Source organism: Kribbella sp. NPDC023855 (assembly GCF_040639475.1).
GTDB lineage: Bacteria > Actinomycetota > Actinomycetes > Propionibacteriales > Kribbellaceae > Kribbella.
The window spans coordinates 284,038-303,876 of the sequence record NZ_JBFAAA010000001.1 but is presented as its reverse complement, the minus strand read 5'-3'; the positions used below and the strand labels follow the sequence as shown (position 1 = coordinate 303,876).

At 68.4% G+C, this 19,839-nt stretch carries 18 protein-coding genes; 8 read left to right on the top strand and 10 right to left on the bottom strand.

What is annotated here, in order from left to right; translation table 11 throughout:
• The first annotated feature begins 33 nt into the window (after positions 1-33).
• The 3 genes from AB0F51_RS01375 (at position 34) to AB0F51_RS01365 (ending at position 2,282) form a co-directional block, all read left to right on the top strand.
• Positions 34-609: a DUF1707 domain-containing protein gene (locus AB0F51_RS01375; RefSeq protein WP_360272257.1), complete on the top strand. Its 576-nt coding sequence runs from the start codon at positions 34-36 to the stop codon at positions 607-609.
• Positions 610-747: 138 nt separating this feature from the next.
• Positions 748-1,911: an acyl-CoA dehydrogenase family protein gene (locus AB0F51_RS01370; RefSeq protein WP_360272254.1), complete on the top strand. Its 1,164-nt coding sequence runs from the start codon at positions 748-750 to the stop codon at positions 1,909-1,911.
• An 80-nt stretch (positions 1,912-1,991) separates the two neighbouring features.
• Positions 1,992-2,282: a hypothetical protein gene (locus tag AB0F51_RS01365; RefSeq protein ID WP_360272251.1), complete on the top strand. Its 291-nt coding sequence runs from the start codon at positions 1,992-1,994 to the stop codon at positions 2,280-2,282.
• 24 nt (positions 2,283-2,306) lie between these two features.
• On the opposite strand, the gene AB0F51_RS01360 is transcribed toward AB0F51_RS01365, so the two are convergent.
• Positions 2,307-3,038, bottom strand: a complete 732-nt coding sequence (locus AB0F51_RS01360) for an SDR family oxidoreductase (RefSeq protein ID WP_360272248.1) — start codon at positions 3,036-3,038, stop codon at positions 2,307-2,309.
• Between the two features lie 71 nt (positions 3,039-3,109).
• Here AB0F51_RS01360 and AB0F51_RS01355 point away from each other — a divergent pair, with 71 nt between their 5' ends.
• A complete protein-coding gene (locus AB0F51_RS01355) occupies positions 3,110-4,021 on the top strand; it encodes a LysR family transcriptional regulator (protein WP_360272246.1) in 912 nt (303 codons plus the stop codon).
• A gap of 51 nt (positions 4,022-4,072) precedes the next feature.
• Positions 4,073-4,447 (top strand): nuclear transport factor 2 family protein, encoded by a 375-nt coding sequence (locus AB0F51_RS01350; RefSeq protein ID WP_360272243.1) that lies wholly within the window; start codon positions 4,073-4,075, stop codon positions 4,445-4,447.
• 33 nt (positions 4,448-4,480) lie between these two features.
• Here AB0F51_RS01350 and AB0F51_RS01345 read toward each other — a convergent pair whose 3' ends face one another.
• The 7 genes from AB0F51_RS01345 to recA form a co-directional block, all read right to left on the bottom strand.
• Positions 4,481-4,924 carry a GNAT family N-acetyltransferase gene (locus AB0F51_RS01345; protein WP_360272241.1) on the bottom strand — a complete coding sequence of 148 codons (444 nt, stop codon included), beginning with the start codon at positions 4,922-4,924 and terminating at the stop codon, positions 4,481-4,483.
• 37 nt (positions 4,925-4,961) lie between these two features.
• On the bottom strand, positions 4,962-6,665 hold the full coding sequence (rny, locus tag AB0F51_RS01340; RefSeq protein WP_360272239.1) for a ribonuclease Y: 1,704 nt from the start codon (positions 6,663-6,665) through the stop codon (positions 4,962-4,964).
• Positions 6,666-7,685: 1,020 nt separating this feature from the next.
• On the bottom strand, positions 7,686-8,342 hold the full coding sequence (locus AB0F51_RS01335) for an Rv0909 family putative TA system antitoxin (RefSeq protein ID WP_360272236.1): 657 nt from the start codon (positions 8,340-8,342) through the stop codon (positions 7,686-7,688).
• Between the two features lie 410 nt (positions 8,343-8,752).
• Positions 8,753-9,040, bottom strand: a complete 288-nt coding sequence (locus AB0F51_RS01330; RefSeq protein ID WP_360272233.1) for a hypothetical protein — start codon at positions 9,038-9,040, stop codon at positions 8,753-8,755.
• Positions 9,041-9,267: 227 nt separating this feature from the next.
• A complete protein-coding gene (locus AB0F51_RS01325) occupies positions 9,268-9,738 on the bottom strand; it encodes an NUDIX domain-containing protein (RefSeq protein ID WP_360272231.1) in 471 nt (156 codons plus the stop codon).
• A 373-nt stretch (positions 9,739-10,111) separates the two neighbouring features.
• Positions 10,112-10,621: a regulatory protein RecX gene (locus AB0F51_RS01320; protein ID WP_360272228.1), complete on the bottom strand. Its 510-nt coding sequence runs from the start codon at positions 10,619-10,621 to the stop codon at positions 10,112-10,114.
• Positions 10,622-11,144: 523 nt separating this feature from the next.
• Entirely contained in the window at positions 11,145-12,215 is a 1,071-nt protein-coding gene (gene recA, locus AB0F51_RS01315; RefSeq protein ID WP_360272226.1) for a recombinase RecA, read from the bottom strand.
• 247 nt (positions 12,216-12,462) lie between these two features.
• Between recA and AB0F51_RS01310 the strand changes: the two genes are divergently transcribed.
• Entirely contained in the window at positions 12,463-13,281 is an 819-nt protein-coding gene (locus AB0F51_RS01310; protein ID WP_360272223.1) for a hypothetical protein, read from the top strand.
• Between the two features lie 7 nt (positions 13,282-13,288).
• A complete protein-coding gene (locus AB0F51_RS01305) occupies positions 13,289-13,852 on the top strand; it encodes a GrpB family protein (protein ID WP_360272220.1) in 564 nt (187 codons plus the stop codon).
• A gap of 34 nt (positions 13,853-13,886) precedes the next feature.
• Here the strand turns inward: AB0F51_RS01305 and AB0F51_RS01300 are convergent, their stop codons facing one another.
• A complete protein-coding gene (locus tag AB0F51_RS01300) occupies positions 13,887-14,081 on the bottom strand; it encodes a DUF3046 domain-containing protein (protein WP_360272218.1) in 195 nt (64 codons plus the stop codon).
• Positions 14,081-15,169, bottom strand: a complete 1,089-nt coding sequence (locus tag AB0F51_RS01295; protein ID WP_360272215.1) for a hypothetical protein — start codon at positions 15,167-15,169, stop codon at positions 14,081-14,083. The genes AB0F51_RS01300 and AB0F51_RS01295 overlap by 1 nt, the downstream gene beginning before the upstream one ends.
• 82 nt (positions 15,170-15,251) lie before the next feature.
• Here AB0F51_RS01295 and AB0F51_RS01290 point away from each other — a divergent pair, with 82 nt between their 5' ends.
• Positions 15,252-19,838, top strand: a complete 4,587-nt coding sequence (locus tag AB0F51_RS01290; protein WP_360274534.1) for an ATP-dependent helicase — start codon at positions 15,252-15,254, stop codon at positions 19,836-19,838.
• Position 19,839 lies beyond the last annotated feature (1 nt).

Genomic DNA, 19,839 nt, shown 5'->3' with positions numbered 1-19,839 from the left:
CGGCCGGCTCGCGGCAGCGCTACCTTTGCACCTATGAGTCTGGAACAGCCGCCGCCCGGGCATCGAGCCTCTGACAACGACCGCGAACGGGCTGCCGCGGTGATCCAGGAAGCACACAGCGACGGCCGGCTGGACTTCGAGGAGATGGACGAGCGGCTGACCCGGATCTACTCGGCGAAGACCCAGCTCGAACTGCGCGACGCCACGGCGGACCTGGTCCCGGTCGCGCACGGCGCCTCGGCCGAGTTGACCATCCGGGCCAAGCACAGCGCGCAGAAGCGCGAGGGCGCTTGGACAGTGCCAGAGCGGCTGACCGCCCTGCCCGAACACTCGTCGCTGCGGCTCGACTTCACCGACGCGGTGGTGCACTGGCCCCAGATCCACGTCGAGGCCCGGCCGAAGCACAGCTCGATCCTGATGATCGTTCCGGAGGGCTGGAGCGTCGACCTCGACCAGATCGACATGGTCGGCAGCACCGCCTCGAACAAAGCCGGTACTCCGAAGCCTGGCGGCGTCCGTCTCACCATCACGGGCGAGGCCCGCTACAGCAGCATCACGGTGCGGCATCCACGCAAGCGCCGTTGGTGGTGGCCTTGGTACCGGAAGTGAGGTCGGGCGGGTTGCGCGGGTGAGGTCTGCCGGGTTGCCGGGGTGAGGTCGACCGGGTTGCCGGGGTGAGGTCAACCCCACCTGGAGTGTGAGGTCTTCCTCAGGGTGTGGCGGCGTGGTTGCCGATAGCGTGTGGGCATGACGGTTTCGCTGGATCTCGTGGACGTGGATTCGCTGCTCACCGAAGAGGAAGTCGCCATCAGAGCGACGGCCCGGCGGTTCGCGGACGAGCGGTTGCGGCCGCAGCTGCCCGAGTGGTTCGAGTCGGCCACCATCCCGGCGCGCGAGCTGGCGAAGGAGCTGGGCGCGCTCGGTCTGCTCGGCATGCATCTGACCGGCTACGGCTGTGCCGGGCTGGGTCCGGTGGCCTATGGGCTGGCCTGTCTGGAGATCGAGGCGGCTGACTCCGGGATGCGGTCGCTGGTGAGCGTGCAGGGGTCGCTGGCGATGTATGCGATCTGGAAGTACGGCAGTGAAGAGCAGAAGAACGAGTGGCTCCCCCGGATGGCCGCCGGCGAGGCGATCGGCTGCTTCGGGCTGACCGAGCCGGACTTCGGGTCGAACCCGGGCGGCATGCGGACCAACGCTCGTCGCGACGGTGACGACTGGGTGCTCAACGGTTCGAAGATGTGGATCACCAACGGTTCGGTGGCCGACGTGGCGGTCGTCTGGGCCCGCACGGACGACGGCGTCCGCGGGTTCGCGGTACCGACGGATACGCCCGGATTCTCGGCTCCGGAGATCACCCGGAAGATGTCGCTGCGGGCTTCGGTGACGTCGGAGCTGATCTTCGACGACGTCCGGCTGCCGGCGTCGGCTCTGTTGCCTGAGGCCCGTGGACTGTCCGGTCCACTGGGCTGCCTGAACGAGGCGCGCTTCGGGATCATCTTCGGCGCGATGGGCGCGGCCCGCGACTGCCTGGAGACCGCGGTCGCCTATGCCGCCGAGCGGCAGGTGTTCGACAAGCCGCTGTCGGCGTACCAGCTGACGCAGGCGAAGTTCGCCGACATGGCCGTCGAGCTGAACAAGGGCATCCTGCTGGCCGTGCACCTCGGCCGGCTGAAGGAAAAGGGCACGCTGCGCCCCGAGCAGGTCAGCGTCGGCAAACTGAACAACGTCCGCGAGGCGATCGCGATCGCCCGCGAGTGCCGGACCATCCTGGCCGCGAACGGCATCAGCGGCGAGTACCCGGTGATGCGGCACGCGAACAACCTCGAATCCGTCCTCACCTACGAAGGCACCTCCGAGGTCCACCAGCTGGTGATCGGCCAGGCCCTGACCGGCCAATCCGCCTTCCGCTGATCACCCTCTGCATGACTCTCCGTGGTTTTGGGTACTGAACGTAAGCAACTGTCCGCAGAAGTCACTCTTTGGAGGTGACAATGAGGATCCACGGGGGAATTGCACTGATGGTGGTGGGCGCGCTCATCGCGTTCGCGATCCGCGACACGTCCAGCCGGATTGATCTCAGTGTCGTCGGCATCCTGATCATGCTCGGCGGCGCGCTCCGGCTGTGGTTCTCGTACCAGCTCGAGCGCGGCAAGGACGACGAGGAGATCGAACTGATCAAGCCCAAGGTCGAGGAGCAGTACACGACCGAGCCGCACGAGTACGCGATCCAGGAACAGATCGACGTCACACCCAGCCACATCAAACCGGCCCAGGAGCAGTGACGCAGGAGCAGTGACGCCTGTCGGTCAGACCAGGCGCGCGCCACCGTCGAGGTGCAGGACGGTACCGGTCAGGAACTGGTTGCTGATGGCATCCAAGACCGCGCTGGAAACATCTTGTGTGCTGCCGATCCGGCGAGCCGGGTTCCGTGTTGCCGCATCGGCGTACAGCTTGTCCTTGCCCTCGGCACCCAGCGCGTCCCAGGCGCCGGAGTCGATGATGCCCGGCGACACTGCGTTCACGCGGACCGGGGCCAGCTCGACCGCGAGCGCCTGAGCGAGGAAGGCGACCGCGCCGTTGGTGGTGGTCGTGACGGCCATGCCGGGTCGGGGGCGCCAGGCGACGATGCCGGAGAAGAGCGTCACCGAGACCGTCGGCCGCAAGTGCTTGACCAGCAGCAGGGCGCCGACCACCTTCGCGTCGAAGGCCCGGATGATCGCCTCCCGCTCCAGCTTCTCCACCGGCCCCTTCGCCGGCGCGTTGGCCAGTGAGATCAGATGATCGACGACCACGTCGCGCCGGGCGAGTTCCGTCGCCAACTCCGCGATCGAGGCTTCGTTGCGCAGATCAACGACCGCCGTCGCCACCGACCCCTCGATCGAATCCGCTACCGCCCGTACTGCGCCGGCCTCGCGGCCGGTGATCGTCACGCGCGCACCGCGGTCGACCGCATCCTGCGCCAAATGCCTGCCGATCCCCGACGTCCCCGCCACGATGAGCACTTGCCGGCCTTCGAATTCGTTCGTTGCTGTTGTCATGTGTCTCAGCCTGGCCGCTGCGACCCATCAGCACAAAGACCGATTTGCGATGCCTGACATAGAGTTCTTCTATGCCAACGCTTCGAGCCCTCGAGTGCTTCGTCGCCACCGTCGAGGCCGGGTCGATCACCCGGGCCGCCGCGCAGCTTCACCTCTCGCAACCAGCGCTCTCGCATCAGATCGCAGTACTGGAGAACGAGTTGGGCTCGCCGCTCCTGGAGCGGCTCCCCCGCGGCATCCGCCCGACCTCCGCGGGGCGCGAGGCGCTGAGGCACGCACGCGAAGCGCTCGGAGCCGCCGAACGCGTCGTACAGGCAGGGCGTGCAGTGGCCGCGCTGGACGAAGGCCAGCTCAGGATCGGCTGCGCCGGCTCGATGACCGCCGGTCTGCTGGCGCCGATGCTTCGCGGCTGGCGCAGGCGCCACCCCCGCGTGCGTCTTGTCCTGCAAGAGCGGTCGAGCGCGGATGCTCTCGCCGCGATGATCACCGCGGACGAGATCGACGTCGCGATCAGCCCACGCCCCACCCGCTGGGACGGCCCGGTCGAACTGCTCGCCAGCGAAGAGGTCGTCATCGTCTTCTGCACCGGCGATCCCCTCGGCGACCAGCCCGGCCCTGTCCCGATCACCGCCCTGCACGGCTACCCGGTCATCCAGTACGCCGGTCCGCATGGCCTGGCCGGCTGGCTGGACGCGCTCTTCGCCGAGCACGACGTGTCACCAGACATCGTGATCCGCACGCAGCAGACCACATCGGCGCCGGCCCTGGCAGCGGCGGGACTCGGGGCGGCCGTAGTACCGGTGAGCGGGGTTCCGGCCGGGTTCACGGGCACTGTTCACCGGCTCGAACCGCCGCAGTCCCGCGATGTCGTCGCGCTGACGGCTGGGCGGAGCGACGTACTGGTCGAGCAGTTCGTGGGGTTTCTGAAGGCGGCTGGGCTGCGCGTTCCCGCGGCTGTGGCACGCCAGTTGGAGGCGGTTTAAGACTGGCTGAAGGTGGCGGCGCAGGCTGGGTGGAGAAGGCAGGTGATCGTGATGACCGACAAGAACCGCGCGCTGCTGGAACGCCTCTGGCCGATGGACGGGCAACTGGCGCTGTCCGCCGAGGCCGAGTACGAACTGCGAGCCGACGACTACGTGCTCGAGATGCCCCAGTCCGGCGAACGAATAGTCGGCCGCGACACCATGCGCTCGATGCAACGCGAGTACCCGTCGCCCCCATCCATCGAGATCCACCGCATCGTCGGCTCCGGCGACCACTTCGTCCTACTCGGCCGCTCGGAATACGGCGACGAGACCTACCACGTAGCCAACATCGTAGAATTCGCCAACGGCCGAATATCCCGGGAGACGCGCCTCTACGGCACCCCTTTCGACCCCCCACCCTGGCGCTCGAAGTACGCGCAATAGGTCGCCGCACTGTCGATCCCGAGCTGGCGAGAGTCAGTGAACCAACGAGGGGTCTGTGGAGCGGCGCATAAGCAGCGAACTGCCGACCTGGTCGGTGAATCCCCAGCGGCTGTAGAAGGGGACGAGTTCTGGCTGGCAGACCAGTTCGATGCTCCGCACCTGGGACAGTTGGGGATTCTGGACGATGGCATCCAGCAACACACCGCCGTAGCCTGATCCCCGCAGTTCTGGCGTCACGACGACGTCCAGCACCAGCGCCACGTGGGCGTAGTCCGTCAGAACTCGAGCGAAGCCGACGATCCCGTCGTGCGAAGAATCGACCAGGACGACAACGATGTCCGATTCTCGAAGAATCAATCTGGCCTCTTCGACTGTCCGATCGGCCATCCACCACGCGGAGCCGAACAGCTCCATCAGTCCGGCCAAGTGCTGTTCGCCGACCTCGCGGCGAACACAGACCTTCTCATCACTATTCATGCTCGAGTTTCGCCACGCACCGGGGTCGCGCGGACGCCTACTTGGCGACCTCCGTGGCGCGGGATTCGCGGACTACCGTGACGCGGATCTGGCCGGGATAGGTCAGTTCCTCCTCGACCTGCTTGGCGATGTCGCGTGCCATCACCTGGGCGGCGATGTCGTCGACCGCGTCCGGCAGCACCATCACCCGGATCTCCCGGCCGGCCTGCATCGCGAACACCTTCTCGACGCCGTCGTGGTGCATCGCGATCTCCTCCAGCCGCTCCAGCCGCTGCACGTAGGCCTCGAGCGACTCGCGCCGAGCGCCCGGCCGGCCACCGCTGACCGCATCCGCCGCCTGGGTCAGCACCGCCTCGACGGTCCGCACCTCAACCTCGTTGTGGTGAGCCTCGATGCAGTGCACGACATCGTCGTCCTCGCCGTACTTGCGAGCCAGTTCCGCCCCGACAATCGCATGGCTGCCTTCCGACTCGTGAGTCAGCGCCTTGCCGATGTCGTGCAGGAACGCGCCCCGCTTGCACCGCTTGGCATCCAGCCCCAGCTCGGCCGCCATCATCCCGGCGATGTGCGCCGACTCGATCAGGTGCTTGAGCACGTTCTGCCCGTACGACGTCCGATAGCGCAGCAAACCCATCGTGCGGATCAGCTCGGGGTGGAGATCGGTGATCCCGACCTCGGCCATCGCATCCTCGGCGGCCCGCTCGCACAGCTCGGCGACCTCGCCCTTGCTGCGCTCGTAGATCTCCTCGATCCGGCTCGGGTGGATCCGCCCGTCGAGTACCAGCGAGTCCAGGGTCAGCCGCGCCGTCTCCCGGCGTACCGGGTCGAAGCAGGACAGCAGCACCGCTTCGGGGGTGTCGTCGATGATCAGGTTGACGCCGGTGGTCTGCTCGAAGGACCTGATGTTGCGGCCCTCGCGGCCGATGATCCGGCCCTTCATGTCGTCACTGGGCAGGTGCACGACCGACACGACCGACTCACTGGTCTGCTCCGACGCCAGTCGCTGAACGGCGCCGGTGATGATCTTGCGCGCCTTGACCTCGCCCTCGTCCTGCGCCTGCCGCTCGATGTCGCGGACGATCGTGTGCGCGTGCCGCTTCGCCTCCGCCTCGATCGCGGCGACCAGCTCCGCCTTCGCCTGCTCGGTGGTGAGGTTGGCGACACCTTCCAGGATCCGGCGCCGCTCGTCCTCGAGGTCGCGAATATCGGCCTTGCGGCGATCCAGCTCAGCCAGTTGCGCGGTCAGCTCGGCCTGACGTTCTTCGATCGCCCGATGCTGCTCGTCGAGCCGCTCCTCGCGCTCGGTCAGCCGGTGCTCGCGCCGCTCCATCTCGAGCCGCTGCTCGCGCAGGTCCTCGCGGATCGACTGCGCCTCGGACTCGGCCTTCTGGCGAACATCGGAAGCCCGCTGATCCGCCTCACGCCGTACTTCAGTGGCCCGATTCTCCGCATCGCGGCGGATCTCCTCCGCCCGCTGCTCAGCGGCCTCAGCGCGGACCCGCAGTACGGCGGCTGCTTCTTCCGCCTGCCGAGTCACCAGTTCGGCAGCGGACCTGGCGTCGGCCGTGATGGTCGCGGCCTCCAGCTTGGCGTTCGCCTCGGCGGCAATGGCAGCCGAGGACAGGTCGGCGCTCTTGCGGCGGGACAGCGTCAGGCCGATCCAGGCGAGCAGGACGACGATCAGCAACCCGATCAGGACGGGCCCCACAGATGCCGCCGTCAGCATGACCGCGAGTGACATCGGCGTCTCCCCTCTGCGAGTCGCGCCCAGGGGCGTGACGTTGTCGGCGTCGAAGGGAGCTTCACAGCGATCGGCAGGACGGTACGACGAAGAGCACCACCCGGTTCGGCGGTGCTACGAGCACCCGGCGGGGCCGGGTCGTCCTATACGGCAGCTCGGTCGAGCGTTGGTCTCGCGTCCCCCGGGCCACGTGGTGTCCCGGGTGTCTGACCGGTCAGCCGGCGGTCGACCGGCCGATCGGTGCTATGTACGCCACCTTGCGGTGGAGTGATCCCTTACTGATTCCGAGGCTAGGCGCGCCCACCGACCCGGTCAAGACGAACACCCGTGACCACTATCCCCGTCCAAATCGAGACCTTCCCCCACCCCACCCCACAGTCAACACCCCCTCACCCTCCGACACCCCACCCCCAGTCCCGGCCATCCACCCCGCCTCCCCCACGCCCCTCACCCCACGACTCGGACTGCCCGCAACCTTCCACCCGCTCGGACTCCCCGCACCCGCCGCCCGCTCGCTCACCGCTCCACGCACATCCAGCACCCCCGGCTTGCGTCACCCACCCCAAACGCGACCGCCCCCGCGCCTGTCCTACGCGAGTGGCAGCGCCCTGGGCTTCACCGTCACGACGCAGGCGAACACCACCCCGTCGTCGACATGGCTCGTGAACCGCCGTACTCACAGCACACGTCGTGACGCCGACCAGTCCGACCGCCAGCTGGACGACGCAGACCAACGGACATCCGGTTTCGCCGGTCTCGTCGCCTGACCGCCGCCGCCTTAGCGGCTACCAACCAGCACCGGACAAGCGCCGGCAACCCGATCCTCTGATCGCACCGACGTGGCGGACAAGCGGCGGCCACCCGATGCTCCTGCCACGTCTGAGGGGCAGACAAGCGACGGCGACCCGGCGGTCCTGCCTCGACCGAGTGGCGGACAAGCGACGGCGACCCGGCCCTCTTGCCCCGCGCCATATGGCGGGGCTCGGAGTACCGGGTCGCCGAGAGTCTGTCCAGCGAGTGCTACCTCGGCCCGGGCAGCCCACCCTCCGCACTACCAGAGGCCTCATCGCCGGGCTCGGCGCTGTCCGCCGTACTGGGTGCGGCCGGGGTGTCCGTGGTGCCGGTGGCGGTGCTGCCGGTTGCGGCGCCTTCTGTGCCGGAGCCGGCTGAGCTGCTCGGGTTGTCCGCCACGTCGGGCGCCTTCCCGCCGACGACGGTCCCGTCAACAGCAGCCGGGTCAGCCTCATCGACGTCTGCCCCGCCTGCTGCGGAGTCGCCGTCGTCCGCGCCGTCAGCCGCTTCCGCGCCGGACGAACCGGCCTGCGTCGCCGCATCCGGCGCACCGTCTTCAGGTCCGGTCGCAGGCTCCTGCCCCTCGGCCTGGGATTCCTGCCCAGCCGAAGGTTCCGGCCCAGCCGAAGATTCCTGCCCGGCCGGAGGTTCCTGCCCGGTCGCACCGGGGCTGTCGGAGGGCTGCGCGGACTGCGAAGACCCGGCCTGGGAGTCGACATAACCGCCGACCTTCTGCTGCACCGCATCAACCTTCTCGGCGTACTTCCCGCCGGTCTGCTTGTCGATCAGGTCGCCGGCCTTCTCCACGCCTGCCTTGATCTTGTCCGGATTTTGGTTGACGACATTCCGGAGCCAGTTCTTAGCCTGTTCCTGGAAATCGGTCATTTGCACCCTCCGAGAGGTGTCAGGGGCGGATCGGACGAAAATCCCAGCCTACGGACCGCCCAAAACCCGATCCGTACTTCGGATCAGACACCGTCAACCCCCACCCGTCAACGCCCCTCGCCGCAACCACCCCCACCAGCCCAGCCCTGCCCTTCATTTCACAACCTCACCAACGACCGCGGGCACTCGCCATCACCCTCGCCGCGCTCGTCTGAGCTACCCGCCCAGACGGAGTGGCCAGCGCCCTCTGATCGCAGATGATCGGCCTTCGCATCTGCCCGTTCCATCCGCAGATCTACTCACCGCCGTCGCCGGCAGCCCTACTCGTCGCTGGCAGACCTGGTGTCGTGGCCGGCAGACCTACTGGTCGCCGTCACTGGCAGACCTACTGGTCGCCGTCGCTGGTAGATCTACTGGCCCTCGTCCCCGGCAGAGGTGTCGAGCAGCCTGTCCAGCACCTCGCAGGCCTCGTCGTACCCGGCATCCGAGATCCGCTGCAGCTCCCGCAGATCCCGAGTAGCCACAGCCCGACGGGTCAGCAACTCCCCCGCCCGCTCGGAACCCTCATCGAGCAACTCACTCAATTCCTCAAGATCCCCGCGCCCGTCGGCGAGATCAGCCAGCCGATCCAGAGCCTTCTCATTCCCGTCATCCGCCAACGCTCGAAGAGTCTCCCGATCACCCTCGAATTTCGTCATCCCTCATAGTCCCCCAGCCATCTCCCCCACCCCCGCAGCACCGCCCATCGATGCCCTGCACAACCATCCCCAGGTGCCCATCACAACTCCCCGCGCGGCCGACCCGCAGTGTCTTCACGCCCCGGAGCCACCACCCGCTCACGATCAGCACGGCACTACATCAGACCCGCCGCACGATCTCATTCCGTGGCTCGAACTGCAGCTGACGCTTGCCTCGGGCATCGATCTCAGTGCCGAATCAAGCCGCCGACCTGGACGGGAGGAACGTGACCGGTGGCCGGCGCAATCTGCGACAGAGCGATGCCGACGTCGACTATCACCGAGCGGTGCAGTCCGGCGACCTCCGGAATCGGCGTCCAGACGGACTCGGCAGTTTCACCGTTCGGCTCAGCTCGGAACTCACCGCCGGTAATACGAACTCCGTAAAAGATCCCGACATTCTGATGTTCAACTCCCGAGGTGCTCTCCGCCGCGCCAATCACCCGCGAATCCACGCCCAGCAGCCGCTCCACCACCGCATCACACCCGGTTTCCTCGAGAACCTCCCGGATCACCGCATCAAACGGATCCTCCGCAGGCTCGACCTTGCCCCCAGGAAGAGTCCACCAACTCCCCTCCCCCTTCGGCGACACGTACCGAGCAAGCAGCACCCGCCCGTCATCAACACAAACCGCATAAGCCGCCAACCGAAAACTCATCCCCGAACCCTAAAGGAGCCCCACCTCCGCCAGGCCGAGGAACTTCCGACTGAGCGATGCGCGCAGCGACTGCAGCCTTCGACTTTTCGCGGCATCACGGGAGGCGCCGAGCCTCGGACGGGGCGATACTCTGCGTACACGTGCCGTACGGTCTCGCCGCTCCGGCGGCTCCAGTCGCACCCCGCGCCAGCCCTACACGCTACGCGGGATCGGGACGGTGCCGCGCAGCGTCGCCGTCGGGAGCGACGCGCGTGCCGGGTGCGGATTCGGCCAGTACTGCGAGGTCGCGGGTCAGCCGTGGTGCCGGGGGCGGAGCTGGCGAGTACTGCGAGGGCGCGGGCCGGCTGGTGGTGCTAGCGGCTGGGGTGCGGGGTTAGTCGGGTTCTAGGCCGGAGTCGTTGAGGAGGGGGAGTTCTTCGTCGGACGCGTCTAGTTCTTGTTTGACGATGGTCATGGCGAGGCTGCCGGGGTAGCCCTTGCGGGCGAGCATGCCGATCAGGCGGCGCATGGCGACCTGGCGTTCCAGGGAGCGCATCGAGCGGAGCTTCTTGCGGACCAGGGCGCGTGCGGTCGCCTCTTCCTGGTCGGGGTCGAGCTCGTCGAGGGCGTCGCGGGTCAGTTCGTCGTCGACTCCCCGGCGACGAAGCTCCTGAGCCAGAGCGCGCTTGCCAAGGCCTCGACCGCGGTGACGTGACTCGACCCAGGCGGCGGCAAATGCGGCATCGTCGATCAGCCCGACCTCGGTGAACCGATCGAGCACCTCGTCAGCCACCTCGTCGGAGATCTCCCGCTCGGCCAGCAGCCCCGCCAGCTCAGCACGGGTGCGCGGCTGGCCGCTCAGCTTGTCGAGCAGGATCGTGCGCGCTGCCGAATGCGGATCCACCGACCGATCGAGCTCAGGATCCGCCGGCGTGTTCGGTCGCCGGTCCCCAAACCGCCGGGTTGCCCGCGTCCCCGGCCGCCGCCGGGTACTCGTTCCCGAAGATTCGGCGGCAGGTTCAGAAGAACGGCGAACACTCGGAGCAGTGATCCCTGCAGGAGGACCAGCAGACTCGTCAGCGTCGCTCTCGCCGGCAGCCCACTCCGGCATTCCGTCGGGTCGGCCCTCGAAGGCATCGAAGGCGCCACCGTCGGCCGGACCATCGGTGACCGCGCCGGCCCGCCCGCCCTTGGGCCGACGGGACTTCCCCGAGCGGCCCCCAGCGGACTTCTTGGCAGACTTGGCGTCCTTGGTGTCTTCAAGAGACCAAGGAAGTGGCTGGACGGGTGGCCGCTCCGCTACCGGATCGGCCTCCACCGGCTTCGGCGGAGTGATTCCCGCCAAGCCCACGCGGACTCCGTCGGGCAGCTCCGGCAAAGCCTTCTTGGAGCTGCCCGGACGGTCCGCGCCGGGAGACATCGGGCGATCAGAAGTCGACATCGACCTCGGCCGCAGCTGCGGCCGGTGCGTCGGCCGTCACGCCGATGCCCATCTTCTCCTTGATCTTCTTTTCCAGCTCGTTGGCCAGATCGGGGTTGTCGCGCAGGAAGTTCCGCGCGTTCTCCCGGCCCTGTCCGAGCTGGTCGCTCTCGTAGGTGAACCAGGCGCCGGCCTTGCGGACGAAGCCCTGCTCCACGCCGAGGTCCAGCAGGCTGCCCTCACGGCTGATGCCCTGGCCGTAGATGATGTCGAACTCGGCCTGCTTGAACGGCGGGGCCACCTTGTTCTTCACGACCTTGACCCGGGTCCGGTTGCCGACGAAGTCGGTGCCGTCCTTCAGCGACTCGATCCGGCGCACGTCGAGCCGCACCGAGGCGTAGAACTTCAGCGCCTTACCACCGGTCGTGGTCTCCGGGGAGCCGAACATCACGCCGATCTTCTCGCGCAGCTGGTTGATGAAGATCGCGGTGGTGTTGGTCCCGCTCACCGCACCGGTCATCTTCCGCAGCGCCTGGCTCATCAGCCGGGCCTGCAGACCGACGTGGCTGTCGCCCATCTCGCCCTCGATCTCGGCCCGGGGCACCAGCGCGGCCACCGAGTCGATCACGACGATGTCGATCGCGCCGGAGCGGATCAGCATGTCGGCGATCTCCAGCGCCTGCTCACCGGAGTCCGGCTGCGAGACCAGCAGGGCGTCGGTGTCGACGCCGAGCTTCTGCGCGTAGTCCGGGTCCAGCGCGTGCTCCGCGTCGATGAACGCCGCGATCCCGCCGGCCCGCTGCGCGTTCGCCACCGCGTGCAGCGCGACCGTCGTCTTACCGGAGGATTCCGGGCCGTAGATCTCCACCACACGACCGCGGGGCAGGCCACCGATCCCGAGCGCGATGTCGAGCGCGATCGACCCGGTCGGAATGACCTCGATCTTCGCCCGCTCCTGATCGCCCAGGCGCATCACCGCACCCTTGCCGCAGTTCCGCTCGATCTGCGTCAACGCCGTCGCGAGCGCCTTCTCGCGATCCGCGGCCTTGCGGTCGTCCTTCGCCGCTGCACCAGCCATGTGACTGCCACCTAACCCATCTACTATCGGGGCCGCTGTGCCAGCCGCCCGGAGGAAATTCGTTGTCGCCAGAGACGGTATGGGTTCCCACGGACAGTTTTCGGTGCCGGAGTGAATCTGTGGACAAACCGGCCGATCCAGGGAACTCGTACGAGACAAAATAGCCCGAACACCTGTTCGAATCACAACTGACACGCCGAACACCCCGCAGATCGTGCTGAACCGCCGACTCCCTACCCTGGCGGACGTGACCGACCGTCCCGACATCCCCGACTCCGCCGTCGTACTCGCCCTCAGCCGGGTCGAGTTCGGCATCGACTCGGTGCTCGACGCGCTCCGCAGCCAGGACCCGTTCGGCATCCGGAGCTTCCTGGCCGAGTACTCCGCCCAACAGCAGCCCAACCTGGCCGAGAAGGGCCTGATCCTCGCGATCGACCGGCTCCTGCAGATGAAGGTGCCCGGTCACGCCGAGTGGCCGACACTGCCGCTGGCCAAGCGCTGCGACTGGTGGGTGGAGCGCCTGGGCGGCTTCGCTGCGGTAGTAGCGGGTCTCCCCCGGCTCAGTGGTGCCGCCGCCGACGCCCTGCCGATCAAAGACACCCTCGGCGCCGCAGTACAGGCCATGGTGATCGGGGCTGTCTGCCGCGAGTACGGCGTCGAGGCGCATGCTGACCGCACTGCGGTGATCGCCCGCGTGCTCACCGGCCGCGCGATCACGCCGGACGACGTACTCCGGTACGACGACCCCACCACCGCAGGCAAGGACGTGGCCGAGCAACTGGGCCTCGGAGACGAGTCGGAGGAGGCTGGTCTCCGCAAGGGAGTCCGCCTGGTCTGGCGGATCAGCAAGCTCTTCGGCGGACTCGGAGAGGTGTTCGAGGACCGCCCACGCGGCAGCATCGGCGCCAGGATGATCGGCAAGCTCCCCGCGGTCGGAGTGGTCGGCGGCTTCTTCGACGAGCGCAAGGGCATCCGCAAGGCCGCGTACGCCGCTGCCGAGCTGCTCAGCACCAGCGCATTCCGGGTCAGGCCGATCGGCGACAGCGGGCCCGGCGCACTGCGATGATCAGTCCATGAACGCGATCGCCATCGTGAACCCGGACGCCAACTGGCCGGCGCAGTACGAGAAGACGGCCGAGGTGATCGGCAGGATTCTCGGCGACACGGTGGTACGGATCGACCACATCGGATCGACCTCGGTGCCGGGCCTGCCCGCCAAGGACGTCCTCGATATCCAGGCAACCGTCGCCGCGGAGTCCGAGCTCGATGACGCGGTGGAGTTGCTGGTGGCAGCCGACTGGGAGGCCAGGCCGCCGCGTCGGGACCATCCGGTGCCCGGCCTGCCGACGGACGAGTTCCAGTGGGTCAAGCGGTTGGTGATGGAGCCGCAGTACCGGCGCAGGGTGAATCTCCATCTGCGCGTGGCCGGACGGGCGAACCAGCGATACGCACTGCTTTTCCGGGACTATCTGCGTGCCCACCCGGACACCGCCGCGGCGTACGGGGAGTTCAAGCGGCGGGCTGCGGCGTTGCCTTTGGAGTCTGTCGGTGAGTACGCCGACCTGAAGGATCCCGTGTGCGACCTGATCTATCTGCCGGCCGAAGAGTGGGCAGCACACACCGGCTGGTCCGTCTGATGCAGGCCTAGTTGCTGCAGGCAACCGCTCCCGGTCAGCGCTCGCTGGGTGGGAGTTGCAGGTGCGCCCAGACGGCGCGCCAGACCGCCTTGGCGGCTTCGCCGTCGCCGAGGGCCTCCTCGACCGTGCGGCCGCCGAGTTCGCTCAGCGCCTGGGTCTCGGCCCAGGTTCGCGAGTAGGCAGGGCCCAGATGATGGTCCATCCGGGCCCAGAACTCCGTCAGTCTCATTACTGCCTATCGTTGTCCGGCGGCCGGTTCCAACCGCCTTGCTGTCCGCCCTGCTGCGGCGGCTGACCCCAACCACCCTGTCCCTGCTGGGGCGGCTGGCCGTGTGGTGGCTGGCCCTGTGCGGGCGGCCCCTGTGGCGGCTGTCCCCAGCCACCCTGTCCCTGCTGCGGCGGACCTTGCGGCGGCTGCTGCGGACCCCACTGACCGGGCTGACCCTGCTGCGGGGGCTGCGGCTGCCCAGGGTACTGCCCCGGGCCAGGCTGACCGTACTGCTGAGGCGGCTGGCCCGGCTGGCCATACGGCCCCGGCTGGCCCTGGCCGTACTGACCCGGCTGACCGTACCCACCCTGCTGCGGAGGACCGTACGGACCTGGAGCACCCGGCTGGCCGCCGTACTGGGGTCCCCACTGGCCCTGCTGCGGCTGGCCCGGGTACTGCCCGTACTGCTGCGCCTTGGCCTTGCGACCGCGCAGTACGAAGAAGGCCACGGCGCCCGCGACGAGCAGCAGGAGCACGATGATGAGGATCAGTGCCCACGCCGGGAAACCGCCACCGGCCTCGGACGTCAGCGACAGGTTGCCCAGCTTGTCGAGGCTGTCGTACGTCGCCGTGCGGCCGTCGACCTCGGCGCCCGGGTCATGCTCGATGATCTTGCCCGGCATGGTGATCTTGAAGTTGACCACCGGCGAGGCGCCACCGGTGTTCCGGCCGAGGTTCATGTCCTTGACCGTCACGACGAACCTCTCGCCGTCCTTGCGGAAGCCGACGCCCTGGCCGGTCGAGGAGCCCATCTTGGCGAAGGGCACGCTCTCGAACGTGCAGTCCGAACCGACGTACTTGTCGTCCTCGAAGGCTTTGCAGGTGACCCCCTCGGTGGCGGTCTGTGTGATCCCCTTCTCGACCTGCTTGCGGATCGCGTCGAGCGACTGACCCGTACTGGTGATCAGTTGCTTGTCGACGCCGATCTTCAGCTTGCCGGAGACGGTCTCGTTGGAATTCACCTTCAGATCGCCGTCGAGCTTCACGCAGCCGGTCAGAGCCAGCAGGCAGGCCACGACGACGAGCGCTGTGCGCACGCGGTTCCTCATGGCGCCGATCATTCCAGAAGGAGGGGACAGGATGGGCCTCGGGAACCGTCCTGGCCGAAAACTGTCGGAGCGGCCGGGCAAGATGGTGGACGTGCAGAGATCCAGCGCGTTGAGCCGCTTCTCGCCCGCGACCCGGGCGTGGTTCGGCGACGTCTTCGAAGCGGCCACCCCGGCCCAGCTTGAGGCGTGGGACGCCATCACCGCGGGCCGGGACGCACTGGTGGTCGCCCCGACGGGGTCGGGCAAGACGCTGGCGGCCTTCCTGTGGGCGCTCGACCGGCTCGCGACGACGCCACCACCGGAGGATCCGAAGCTGCGCTGCCGGGTGCTCTACGTGTCGCCGCTGAAGGCGCTGGCGGTCGATGTCGAGCGCAACCTGCGGGCGCCGCTGATCGGCATCCGGGAGACCGCGCGGCGGCTCGGCGAGGCACCGATCGACGTCGAGGTGGCGGTTCGGTCGGGCGACACGCCGGCCAACGAACGACGGCGATTCGCCACCAAACCGTCCGACGTACTGATCACCACGCCCGAGTCGCTGTTCTTGCTGCTCACCTCGCAGGGACGGGAGTCGTTGCGAGGTGTGGAGACGGTCATCGTCGACGAGGTGCACGCGGTGGCCGGCACCAAGCGCGGCGCGCATCTGGCGCTCACGCTCGAGCGGCTCGACGCCCTGCTGCCCAAGCCGGCCCAACGGATCGGGCTGTCGGCGACGGTCCGGCCGGTCGAGGAGGTCGCGCGCTTCCTCGGCGGCGAGCGGCCGGTGACGGTGGTGCAGCCGAAGTTCACCAAGCAGTGGGATCTCAGCGTGGTCGTGCCGGTCGAGGACATGGCCGAGCTCGCCAACACCGAGATCGAGACCTCCGGCTCGGCCGCCGGACCGCCCCGGCACGCGTCGATCTGGCCGCACGTCGAGGAGCATGTCTTCGACCTGATCTCGGCGCACAAATCCACCATCGTCTTCTCGAACTCCCGCCGGCTGGCCGAGCGGCTGACCGCCCGGCTGAACGAGATCGCCGCCGAGCGGGCCGAGCTCGAACTGCCCGAGGCCGGTTCGCCGGCCCAGCTGATGGCTCAGTCGGGCGCCTCGCTGGCCGCTCCCCCGCTGATCGCCCGGGCTCACCATGGCTCGGTCAGCAAGGAGCAGCGAGCGCTCATCGAGGCCGACCTGAAGTCCGGCCGGCTGCCGTGCGTGGTCGCGACCAGCAGCCTCGAGCTCGGGATCGACATGGGTGCGGTCGATCTGGTCATCCAGGTCGAGGCACCGCCGTCGGTCGCGAGCGGGCTGCAGCGAGTCGGTCGCGCCGGGCACCAAGTCGGCGCGGTCTCGCGTGGCGTGCTGTTCCCGAAGTTCCGTGGCGACCTGGTCGACACGGCCGTCGTGGTCCAGCGGATGCGCGACGGGCTGATCGAGAGCCTGCACATCCCGGCCAACCCACTCGACGTGCTGGCCCAGCAGATCGTCTCGATCGTTGCCCTCGACACCATCAACGTGGACGAGCTCTACACCTTGGTACGGCGCTGTGCCCCGTTCGCGACGCTGCCACGGTCGGCGTACGACGGCGTACTGGACATGTTGTCGGGGCGTTATCCGTCGGACGAGTTCGCCGAGTTGCGGCCGCGGATCGTGTTCGACCGGGTCAGTGGCGAGATTTCCGGCCGGCCCGGTGCGCAGCGGCTCGCGGTGACCAGCGGTGGCACGATCCCGGACCGCGGGCTGTTCGGCGTCTTCCTGGTCGGCGAGTCCACCAACCACCGGGTCGGCGAACTCGACGAGGAGATGGTCTACGAGTCTCGCGTCGGCGACGTCTTCACGCTGGGCGCGTCGAGCTGGCGGATCGAGGACATCACCCACGACCGGGTGCTGGTCTCCCCCGCTCCCGGCCAGCCCGGCCGCCTTCCGTTCTGGAAGGGCGACGCGGTCGGCCGCCCGGCGGAGCTGGGAGCCGCGACCGGCGCGTTCGTGCGGACGATGGCCGCATTGCCGCCGGCGAAGGCGGTCAAGCGGGCACGCGACGCGGGCCTCGACGAGTATGCCGCCAACAACCTGGTCGCCTATCTCGGCGAGCAGCGCGAGGCGACCAGCCGGGTGCCCGACGACATCACAATCGTGGTCGAGCGATTCCGCGACGAGCTCGGCGACTGGCGAGTCTGCATCCACTCGCCGTACGGCGGTCAGGTGCACGGTCCCTGGGCATTGGCGATCGCCGCGCGGCTCCGCGAGCGGTACGGCATGGATGCCCAGTCGGTCTCGGGTGACGACGGCATCGTGCTGCGTCTGCCGGAGACGGACGAACCGCCGCCGGGTGCCGATCTGGTGTTGTTCGACCCAGCGGAGATCGAGGATCTGATCACTGCTGAGGTTGGTGGCTCGGCCTTGTTCGCGGCACGTTTCCGTGAGTGCGCGGCTCGCGCGTTGCTGCTGCCCCGGCGCAATCCGGGCAAGCGGTCACCGCTGTGGCAGCAACGGCAACGATCGGCGCAGTTGTTGAGCGTGGCCAGCAAGTACGGGTCGTTCCCGATCGTGCTGGAGACTCTGCGCGAGGTGCTGCAGGACGTCTACGACCTGGCCGCGTTGAAGGATCTCCTGACCGGCATCAGCGAGCGCCGGGTCTCGGTGGTCGAGGTGGAGACTTCCGAGGCTTCACCGTTCGCCAAGTCGCTGCTGTTCGGATACGTCGGCGCGTTCATGTACGAAGGCGACACGCCGCTCGCCGAGAAGCGCGCGGCGGCACTCTCGCTCGACCAAGGCCTGCTCGCCGAGCTGCTGGGCCGCACCGAGCTGCGTGAGCTCCTCGACGCCGAGGTCGTACTGCGCACCGAAGCCGAGTTGCAACGCCTCGCCGAAGACCGGCGAGCCCGTGATGCCGAAGGGCTTTTCGACGTACTCCGCCTGGTCGGGCCACTGTCTTTGTCCGAGGCAGCTCAACGCTGCGTCGACGGCTCAGATGCGGAAGCCTGGTTGACCGAGCTCGCTGCGGCCCGTCGGGTCGTGCGAGTGCGGGTGGCCGGCGAACACCGGTGGGCCGTGGTGGAAGACGTCGCGCGCCTGCGTGATGCCCTCGGCGTACCGCTGCCACCTGGTATCGCCGAGGCGCATGCCGAGTCGGTCGCGGATCCGTTGGGCGACCTGGTGTCGCGTTATGCCCGCACCCATGGGCCTTTCCGCGCGATCGACCTGGCGACACATCTCGGGATCGGCGTGGCCGTCGTGAGTGAGGCGCTGCGCCGGCTTGCTGCGGCCGGGCGAGTGGTCGAGGGCGAGTTCCTGCCGGGCGGCGTCGCGACGGAGTGGTGCGACAGCGAGATCCTGCGACTGCTCCGCCGCCGATCGCTCGCCGCCCTGCGCAAGGAGGTCGAGCCGGTCGATCCGTCGGCTCTCGCTCGATTCCTGCCCGCCTGGCAGGGAATCACCAGCAGCCGCGGCCGCGGGTACGACGTACTGCTGGGTGCTGTCGAGCAGTTGGCGGGATGTGCTGTGCCCGCATCGGCGTTGGAGTCGATCGTGTTGCCCTCGCGGGTTCCTGGGTACCAGCCGTCGATGTTGGACGAGCTGACTGCGACGGGCGAGGTGGTGTGGGCAGGCTCGGGTTCGCTGCCGGGCACGGATGGCTGGGTGTCGTTGCACTTGGCCGACAACTGCGACCTCACGCTGCCTGATCCGGACCCGTCCTTCGAGCTGGGCGAGACCCATCAAGCCGTGCTCGACGCGTTGTCCGGTGGGGGCGCATTCTTCTTCCGTCAGTTGAGCGATGTCGTCGGCGCTGCGGCCGGGGTGGTCGACGACAACACGCTCGTCGGCATCTTGTGGGATCTGGTCTGGGCCGGACATCTGACCAACGACACACTCGCACCGGTTCGATCACTGGTCGGCGGCGGCCGAGGTGCCCACCGCACCCGCCGTACTACGCCTCGCGCGCGACCTGGACGCGGGCTGAGACCAGGGCGGCCCGCGATGCCTGCACGCAGTGGCCCGCCGACGGCGGGTGGCCGGTGGTCGTTGCTGCCAGAGCGCAACGAGGATGCGACCAGGCGGGCCCATGCGGCGGCAGAGACGCTGCTGGATCGCTACGGGATCGTCACGCGCGGCTCGGTGATGACCGAGCGGACGCCAGGTGGGTTCGCGGCCGTCTACAAGGTGCTGAGCGCTTTTGAGGAGTCCGGGCGATGCCGTCGCGGGTACTTCGTTGCCGGGCTCGGGGCAGCGCAGTTCGCGTTGCCAGGCGCGGTTGACCGGTTGCGGGCGATGGCCGAGTTGCCGACGGGCGGGACGACCAGCAGGCCGTCGAAGGAGCAGCCGGCGGCGCGGGCCGTAGTACTGGCGGCTTCTGATCCGGCCAACCCCTACGGCGCGGCTCTGCCGTGGCCTGAGCGCGAGAACGCCGGTGGTCACCGACCGGGGCGGAAGGCCGGTGCGCTCGTCATGCTCGTCGACGGACGCCTCATCGTGTACGTCGAACGTGGCGGGCGGACGGTGTTGAGTTTCACCGAGGATCCAGATCTGCTGCAGCCGGCGGTCGATGCGTTGGCCCTGGCGATCAGAGACGGGCATCTCGGCAAGCTCAGTGTGGAGACGGCGGACGGCGAACAAGTGCGGCATACGGCGTTCGGCGATGCACTGGCGAAGGCGGGATTCCATGCGACGCCGCGCGGCTTGCGGCTCCGGGCCTGAG

Bases quoted from the DNA above. Each gene is read 5' to 3' on its own strand.
- AB0F51_RS01375 (WP_360272257.1), top strand. From the start codon at position 34: ATGAGTCTGGAACAGCCGCCGCCCGGGCATCGAGCCTCTGACAACGAC.
- AB0F51_RS01290 (WP_360274534.1), top strand. From the start codon at position 15,252: ATGGTGGACGTGCAGAGATCCAGCGCGTTGAGCCGCTTCTCGCCCGCG.
- AB0F51_RS01350 (WP_360272243.1), top strand. From the start codon at position 4,073: ATGACCGACAAGAACCGCGCGCTGCTGGAACGCCTCTGGCCGATGGAC.
- AB0F51_RS01300 (WP_360272218.1), bottom strand. From the start codon at position 14,081: ATGAGACTGACGGAGTTCTGGGCCCGGATGGACCATCATCTGGGCCCT.
- AB0F51_RS01330 (WP_360272233.1), bottom strand. From the start codon at position 9,040: ATGACGAAATTCGAGGGTGATCGGGAGACTCTTCGAGCGTTGGCGGAT.
- rny (WP_360272239.1), bottom strand. From the start codon at position 6,665: ATGTCACTCGCGGTCATGCTGACGGCGGCATCTGTGGGGCCCGTCCTG.
- AB0F51_RS01345 (WP_360272241.1), bottom strand. From the start codon at position 4,924: ATGAATAGTGATGAGAAGGTCTGTGTTCGCCGCGAGGTCGGCGAACAG.
- AB0F51_RS01335 (WP_360272236.1), bottom strand. From the start codon at position 8,342: ATGACCGATTTCCAGGAACAGGCTAAGAACTGGCTCCGGAATGTCGTC.
- AB0F51_RS01355 (WP_360272246.1), top strand. From the start codon at position 3,110: ATGCCAACGCTTCGAGCCCTCGAGTGCTTCGTCGCCACCGTCGAGGCC.
- AB0F51_RS01365 (WP_360272251.1), top strand. From the start codon at position 1,992: ATGAGGATCCACGGGGGAATTGCACTGATGGTGGTGGGCGCGCTCATC.
- AB0F51_RS01325 (WP_360272231.1), bottom strand. From the start codon at position 9,738: ATGAGTTTTCGGTTGGCGGCTTATGCGGTTTGTGTTGATGACGGGCGG.
- AB0F51_RS01295 (WP_360272215.1), bottom strand. From the start codon at position 15,169: ATGAGGAACCGCGTGCGCACAGCGCTCGTCGTCGTGGCCTGCCTGCTG.
- AB0F51_RS01370 (WP_360272254.1), top strand. From the start codon at position 748: ATGACGGTTTCGCTGGATCTCGTGGACGTGGATTCGCTGCTCACCGAA.
- recA (WP_360272226.1), bottom strand. From the start codon at position 12,215: ATGGCTGGTGCAGCGGCGAAGGACGACCGCAAGGCCGCGGATCGCGAG.
- AB0F51_RS01305 (WP_360272220.1), top strand. From the start codon at position 13,289: ATGAACGCGATCGCCATCGTGAACCCGGACGCCAACTGGCCGGCGCAG.
- AB0F51_RS01360 (WP_360272248.1), bottom strand. From the start codon at position 3,038: ATGACAACAGCAACGAACGAATTCGAAGGCCGGCAAGTGCTCATCGTG.